This is a genomic window from Paenibacillus sp. E194 (assembly GCF_000935845.1).
Classification (GTDB): Bacteria; Bacillota; Bacilli; order Paenibacillales; family Paenibacillaceae; genus Paenibacillus_B; species Paenibacillus_B alvei_B.
Genome location: NZ_JMDX01000306.1, coordinates 1 through 5,753, shown reverse-complemented (window position 1 = coordinate 5,753; position 5,753 = coordinate 1). Strand labels below are relative to the sequence as shown.

7 protein-coding genes are annotated in these 5,753 nt (G+C 35.1%); 2 read left to right on the top strand and 5 right to left on the bottom strand.

The window, feature by feature from the left end:
• Positions 1 to 317: 317 nt before the first annotated feature.
• Positions 318 to 803, bottom strand: coding sequence for a hypothetical protein (locus tag AZ66_RS25885; RefSeq protein ID WP_044357500.1), 486 nt, complete (start codon positions 801 to 803; stop codon positions 318 to 320).
• A 361-nt stretch (positions 804 to 1,164) separates the two neighbouring features.
• Entirely contained in the window at positions 1,165 to 1,584 is a 420-nt protein-coding gene (locus AZ66_RS25880) for a hypothetical protein (protein WP_044357498.1), read from the bottom strand.
• A 653-nt stretch (positions 1,585 to 2,237) separates the two neighbouring features.
• Here AZ66_RS25880 and AZ66_RS25875 point away from each other — a divergent pair.
• The gene (locus AZ66_RS25875; protein ID WP_052648880.1) at positions 2,238 to 3,518 is read left to right on the top strand and encodes a helix-turn-helix domain-containing protein; all 1,281 of its coding nucleotides are present in this window, start codon (positions 2,238 to 2,240) and stop codon (positions 3,516 to 3,518) included.
• A 242-nt stretch (positions 3,519 to 3,760) separates the two neighbouring features.
• The gene (locus tag AZ66_RS31020; protein ID WP_231587057.1) at positions 3,761 to 3,925 is read left to right on the top strand and encodes an aspartyl-phosphate phosphatase Spo0E family protein; all 165 of its coding nucleotides are present in this window, start codon (positions 3,761 to 3,763) and stop codon (positions 3,923 to 3,925) included.
• A 339-nt stretch (positions 3,926 to 4,264) separates the two neighbouring features.
• On the opposite strand, the gene AZ66_RS25870 is transcribed toward AZ66_RS31020, so the two are convergent.
• From AZ66_RS25870 to AZ66_RS25860, 3 genes are all read right to left on the bottom strand, one after another.
• A complete protein-coding gene (locus AZ66_RS25870) occupies positions 4,265 to 4,927 on the bottom strand; it encodes a hypothetical protein (protein WP_044357497.1) in 663 nt (220 codons plus the stop codon).
• Between the two features lie 94 nt (positions 4,928 to 5,021).
• Positions 5,022 to 5,258, bottom strand: a complete 237-nt coding sequence (locus tag AZ66_RS25865) for a hypothetical protein (RefSeq protein WP_044357496.1) — start codon at positions 5,256 to 5,258, stop codon at positions 5,022 to 5,024.
• A 239-nt stretch (positions 5,259 to 5,497) separates the two neighbouring features.
• Positions 5,498 to 5,753 (bottom strand): IS110 family transposase (locus tag AZ66_RS25860; RefSeq protein ID WP_044357495.1); only part of this gene is annotated, 256 nt, incomplete at its 5' end.

Sequence of the window (5,753 nt, the reverse complement as noted above, 5' to 3'; positions counted from 1 at the left end):
AGAGTACTTCCAGCTCTTTAATACTTTTCTCTACTAATCAAACATTGAAGTTACTTCTTTAGTGATTTTATCGACATAGTACCATCCAAATGTTGCAGTGTGTCCGTCACCAGTCTTAGGATTATCAATCACTGCTTCATAAACCTGTATAACGTATTTATTATCCTCTATCCTTATTTTTCTTGTACTACATTTTTCCTTGCTATCATATCCTGATCTACTTTCTCCTGATATAAGTTCGCCTCTTTAATCTGAATTACAATGTGGGCACACGTCTTCTTTAGAGACTCCTTTTCCCTCCGTTGCTTAATCTCACTTTACAAATCATTTCGATGCATTATTACAGTAATGTTTTCACTTATATCAGTAAAAATAAAGTACTCTAATGCACCATCATCACGTCTAAAGTTTGATTTTACGACTCCAGTTTTCTGTGCAGCATTCTGATTATCTAGTACATCTTGAAGTAAACAATCTCCCCAATCATTTGCGTTATGTCTCTTCAAAGACTCAATAATTCTCTCCCTGCCTACTCTTTTCATACATCGCTTGGTAATTAATAATCTATTATGTGCGGCATTAAAAGAGGATAGACACTGTTTTGATTCAATTCTCCCTTCTTCAATAAACTTATTACGGCCATCATTTGAGAAATATATTTGTTTGTTCTCAAAAGCGTTATCATAAAACTCAAGATATTCACTCATAGTTAAATTATTCATTGAAGCCAATAATGCAACTAGCCTTTTATAGTCCTCATCTGATAAAAAATGATCTTCAAGAAAAATATAAATATCACTCATTGACGCATTCATTTTTGGATATATTGGAAATACGTTCCCAAAAAAGAACCCCCTTGAATCCAATTAATTGGGATAGCATGCCCTATATTAATGCGATAATCAGGAAATCTCCTTCTTGTGAATGGACACCTTGAATCAAAAATGTCAAAAAAGACAGTCCTCCATTGATTCACGGTTAGATTAGAAACTAGACCCGTTTTTTTGCTCTGGCATTGGAACTACCTGTACCGCCAGAAGCCAGGCATTTTTTTCTACTAACCAATACTCCCCTATCAAATTATCCTGAATTATTTTAGGATTCTTAAACACTACATTACAAACCCAAATTGAATCAACAATTGACTGAGGACGTGTAAGCCATTCATTGCAAAAGTTCATATTTGATATTTACCTTATCACCAATTATTGTTGAAACCATTAATTTGATAAATGAATCATGCCTTCTAGAGAGCCATACTATCTGAGGACTTGTTCTACATAATACAATGAGAGTTCCGTCACAATTATATTTCCCTTTAGTTGTTAAAAACCAGGTTTCAAACTCAATAGGACTAATATACAGTTTTATTTCCTCAAGAGCATACATCCATAACATTTCATCTTTATTGACATCTCTTTCAAATTTCGATTTAAAATCCTCGCTGATATTAATTTTAATTTCTTCTCGTTTTAATCCTTCTTTCATATAAATCATTAATCCTGCCTGAATACAGAGGTCTTGTTGTTCTTCCGTACTCATCTGTTTCATTAAAGATACTAAACGTCTTTCAAGTAGATTCATTTCTTATCGTCTCCTATCTGCATAATCATTGACTATTGATTTTTGAAAGTATGTTTCTCCCCTTGAAAAACAACCTCCCTTTTTGTTTCATTTTCCCATCACAATAATCCGCCCTTCTTATTCTTAAAAATGTTATAATGTTACCCTAATGAAGATTAATGCAATCCTCCCAATAAAGAAATCTGCAAATTTTGGGTTCTATTTCCTCTTTCTTCAACCTTCCATAAGCGTTATATATATTAAATTTATTCCTCATTTTTTTACTCAAGCACCCTTATTTACATACATTTACCTTCCTAGAATATCCGATTTATAGTGCTGGTCGAGCTGAGGATGTGCATAGTAGTTTAGGAATATAGCAAGTTCTTACTAAAGTAAAAAGTCCCCCCCCAATAAACAACAAAAGCCACTGTTTATCCTACTTAATAGGAAAACAGTAGCTTTCGACAATAATGAATATTGTGTATCCCTAAAATCATTTTGCCTTATTGATTAATCGCGGAAAAATGAAGCTCAAGCCTATTCACCATCCAAAACAAAAGAGTGAGAATTACTCCCTCAGTTTCTTATCTTTCTCATGTCATCATTCAATTTACATGCCCTTCACAACATGGTAAAATATAGGTGGTAAAATGTTAGAAGGAGGGATGGTATTGGACGCAAAAATAATTACAACAATCGGTGAACTAATCCAAGATAAAAGGCGCTCGTTAGATATGACGATCACTCAATTGTCAGAATTATCGGGCGTACATAGAGGGACAATATCAAGAATCGAAAACGGAGAAGTAAAGCGTCCAGAATTTTCGAGCGTACATTTGTTAGTTACTGCATTGGGCATACCTTTTGAAACATTGGTTGATTATTATGCTGAAATTGAAAAAAGAGCTGAAACATTGCTAAGTATGTTTCAAACTACAGTACGACAATGCGAAGACATTGAACTTATTCGGAAAGTTGCAACAAAATACCTTCAATCTCCGAATGAAGACAGCATTGACTTAACCGAAAAGCTGTATCAACAAATAAACTCCATAGAAGACACCTCCATTAAATTATCACTGTATAACCTCATCATTGACTATTCACGATCACATGGGATCATGCCCTATATTGCAAAAGGATTGTATCAACGATACCTAATTGAACGGTACGACTTTTCCAAGTTAAAAGAAACCTATCAAAATGGGAAATACGTTCTCCAATATGTTGATTTCTTATCGTCCGAAGAGCGAGTATGTCTATATTACAAGTTAGCTATTCATGCATATACTCTAAATTATCACAATGAATGCATTGATTACTGTAAGAAAGTATTGAAAAACGGAGATAGTCATTTCAAAGCAGATGCACTTGGCGTCCTTATCGATGCGTATTTCAGCATTGGAGCATACACTGAATCAGAACTGTACCTACTGCAATATAAAGACTTTTCTTATCCGCATACAAAAGAAAATGTCGTTCTTATGGATGCGTTTTACATGGTTAGAAAGGGAGAAACGGCAAAAGCAGAGGAGCTACTGTTATCTTTTTTACAGACGTGCAGCAATGACTCAATTATTCCTGCATCTAAACAATTACTTCAATTGTACTTACAGCAGAATAATATTGAAGGAGCAAAAGCTATTCTGGAAAATGAAAGGGCAACAGCATCTCTCGTAGACAAAAGAAATGCATTAGTTTGTGCTACATATGCTGATTATCTTTGGATCAAGGCAGAGTATTATAAGACTGTGGGCGACGTAGACAAAAGTATTGAACACATGGTAGAATGTGCCTTATGGTACTCCAAAATAGATGATGCGTCAAAGGAAAAAGAAGCTTTGAATACCGCAATGCATCTCCATTTTATGAATAACGTTTCACCTCAGTCTACACTTGATAAATTAAGGGATTACTATCAGCGAAGCTCTAAATTGGAGGGATTGTCATGAAAAACAAATTTAGTAAATTGGTTTTTAACACCCTTCTGGTTGCGGTTCTTGTTTCCGAAGCAGTAGTCCAGTTTACTGGTGGCTCTGGAAGTGTTCATCCGTTTTAGGCAGTGAAGAGAGTAGCACCCAATATGGTGTTACTCTTTTTCATTTTTCGACAATGTGTTGAAGTGTAATATTTTCACATATCTTACTAGAACGTGCATTATACTCAGAAAGAAGAGATAGTGTACGCGAGGTGAGTGATTATAGACTCTTTAGAGAATAGAATTATTGAACTAAGGAAGAAACTTAAAGAAATTGTTCAGATTAAAGGTGGCTTTATAGACGAAGAAGTAGTTGAAATTAGCCGACAACTGGATGAATTAATACTAGAAATGCAGAAGAAGAAACGATCAAGCAATTAACACTTGTAACTAACAATATCCGAACGAACGTCATCCTGGAGCAGCTCCAAAATTGCTTTAATTACGAATATTACATCTGCGTTAGTACATAGAATATACGTATATTAAGGGACAATTCCGACTGGCCGAGGTCGGGATTGTTTTTGTTTAAATTACATATAGACTGTTTCATCAAAGCCGTGTTTTGTACTAATGTCTTTGACTATCTTTGACTTAATGGATAATAACAAGAGAGCAGACTGACCCACTGTGCGTGAGCAATCTGCTCTTCTTTTATTGGGCAATCATAGATTGAGTTAAAAATTAACAAAAGTTTATGAGGATGTGATGAGGTTATTTCTAAATAGCTCTAAATTGATTTTTGTTTACTAAATCAAGAGGTCCTGAAATTTTAATTTCTTTCAAGTCCTTTCTTTTGTCGTCTTCATAAATGTTTGTAACAATTTTATAAATACTTCTGTTGTAGTAAGGACTCCATGCCTTAATAATAAACGTTGCAGTGTGAGATGGTTTTAAAGCATCAACAATCCAGTTTGCAGCAACGCCTGCAAAAGATCCTACAATTGCGGATGTAGTAGCGTCTTTTGATATAATTGCCGAAATTAATGCTGCCGACGCTGCAAGCGAAGCCTCTATTGCGCGTTTAGCATTATTATAAGTAGTAGTAGTAAAGGTGTTATAAACTTCTGGTGTGAATCTCTCACCTGAAGTCTGATCAGGGTCCCAGAGCACACTTGGATTTTCATTATTTGTTTCAGAGATCAAGTTTTGCACATTCATGATTGTCTCCTGATAAAGTTCAGAAGAGGAATCCAAAACAGGAGAACCATTCACGCCTACAATTTCAACATTTACACCGTTGATGTTTAATTGCTTTGTTTTCACACTTTCTTGAAGCACTTCGACTTCGGTTTGATTAGTGACAGGATTAGCCGACACAACGGATGCAGACAATGAAAAGAACAAACTTAATGACAAGATTGCTGAAATGTATTTTTTCATCTACGCAACTCCTTATTATTTATTGACGAATTTCCGCCTGAATAAAATATATCACACCTCCCAATTATAGTAAATACTAGTATAAATTATAATATTATACCAACAGAGCAGGAATCAGAATCATAGCAACAAATAACAGTGCAATTAACAGAATGCCCCACATCAATGGGATTTTTTTGTTTAATTTTGCAGATTTGAAGATTAGAAGCATCGCAAAAAACAATAAAATACATGTTGCAGAGTACTTATAAATCCCTTTCAAACCAAGTAAGTCTATTCCAAAAAATACAACAAATGTCACAGCAAATAAGGCAGGAAAAATCAACTTCACCCATTCCACCTCCTCAATTTGACATAGATAATCACTTGTAAAGTGTGACTGTCTTTAATGTAACATACACAAAGTTTATTCTCTGTCGAAAATTGACATGAATTCTTATTTATTTCAAATAAAAACCAGCTAATGTTTGTCAAGTATTGCGGCTTGAAGTCGTCTAATACTTACTGATATACTTTTATTTGTAACACAAATAACCTTCATTGGCGTGAAGGTTATGGATAAATATGGGATTAAGCTTGGTAGGGCTCGTTTTTATAAAGGATGGCGTAAATGTGATGGTGAAGCTTGTTGGCGCAGGCGATCACAACCACCTTATAAGGCTTGCCCTCTTTCCTTTTCTTCTTATAGTAATCACTTATCCTGTGGTTTGCACCTCTGCGAATTCCACACTGCACAGCTAGATACAGCGCTCGGCGAAGTCTCTTAGAGCCTCGTTTCGTGATCCGGTTGCTTGTCCCTGTAAACTTTCCTGAACTGTAGATCCCC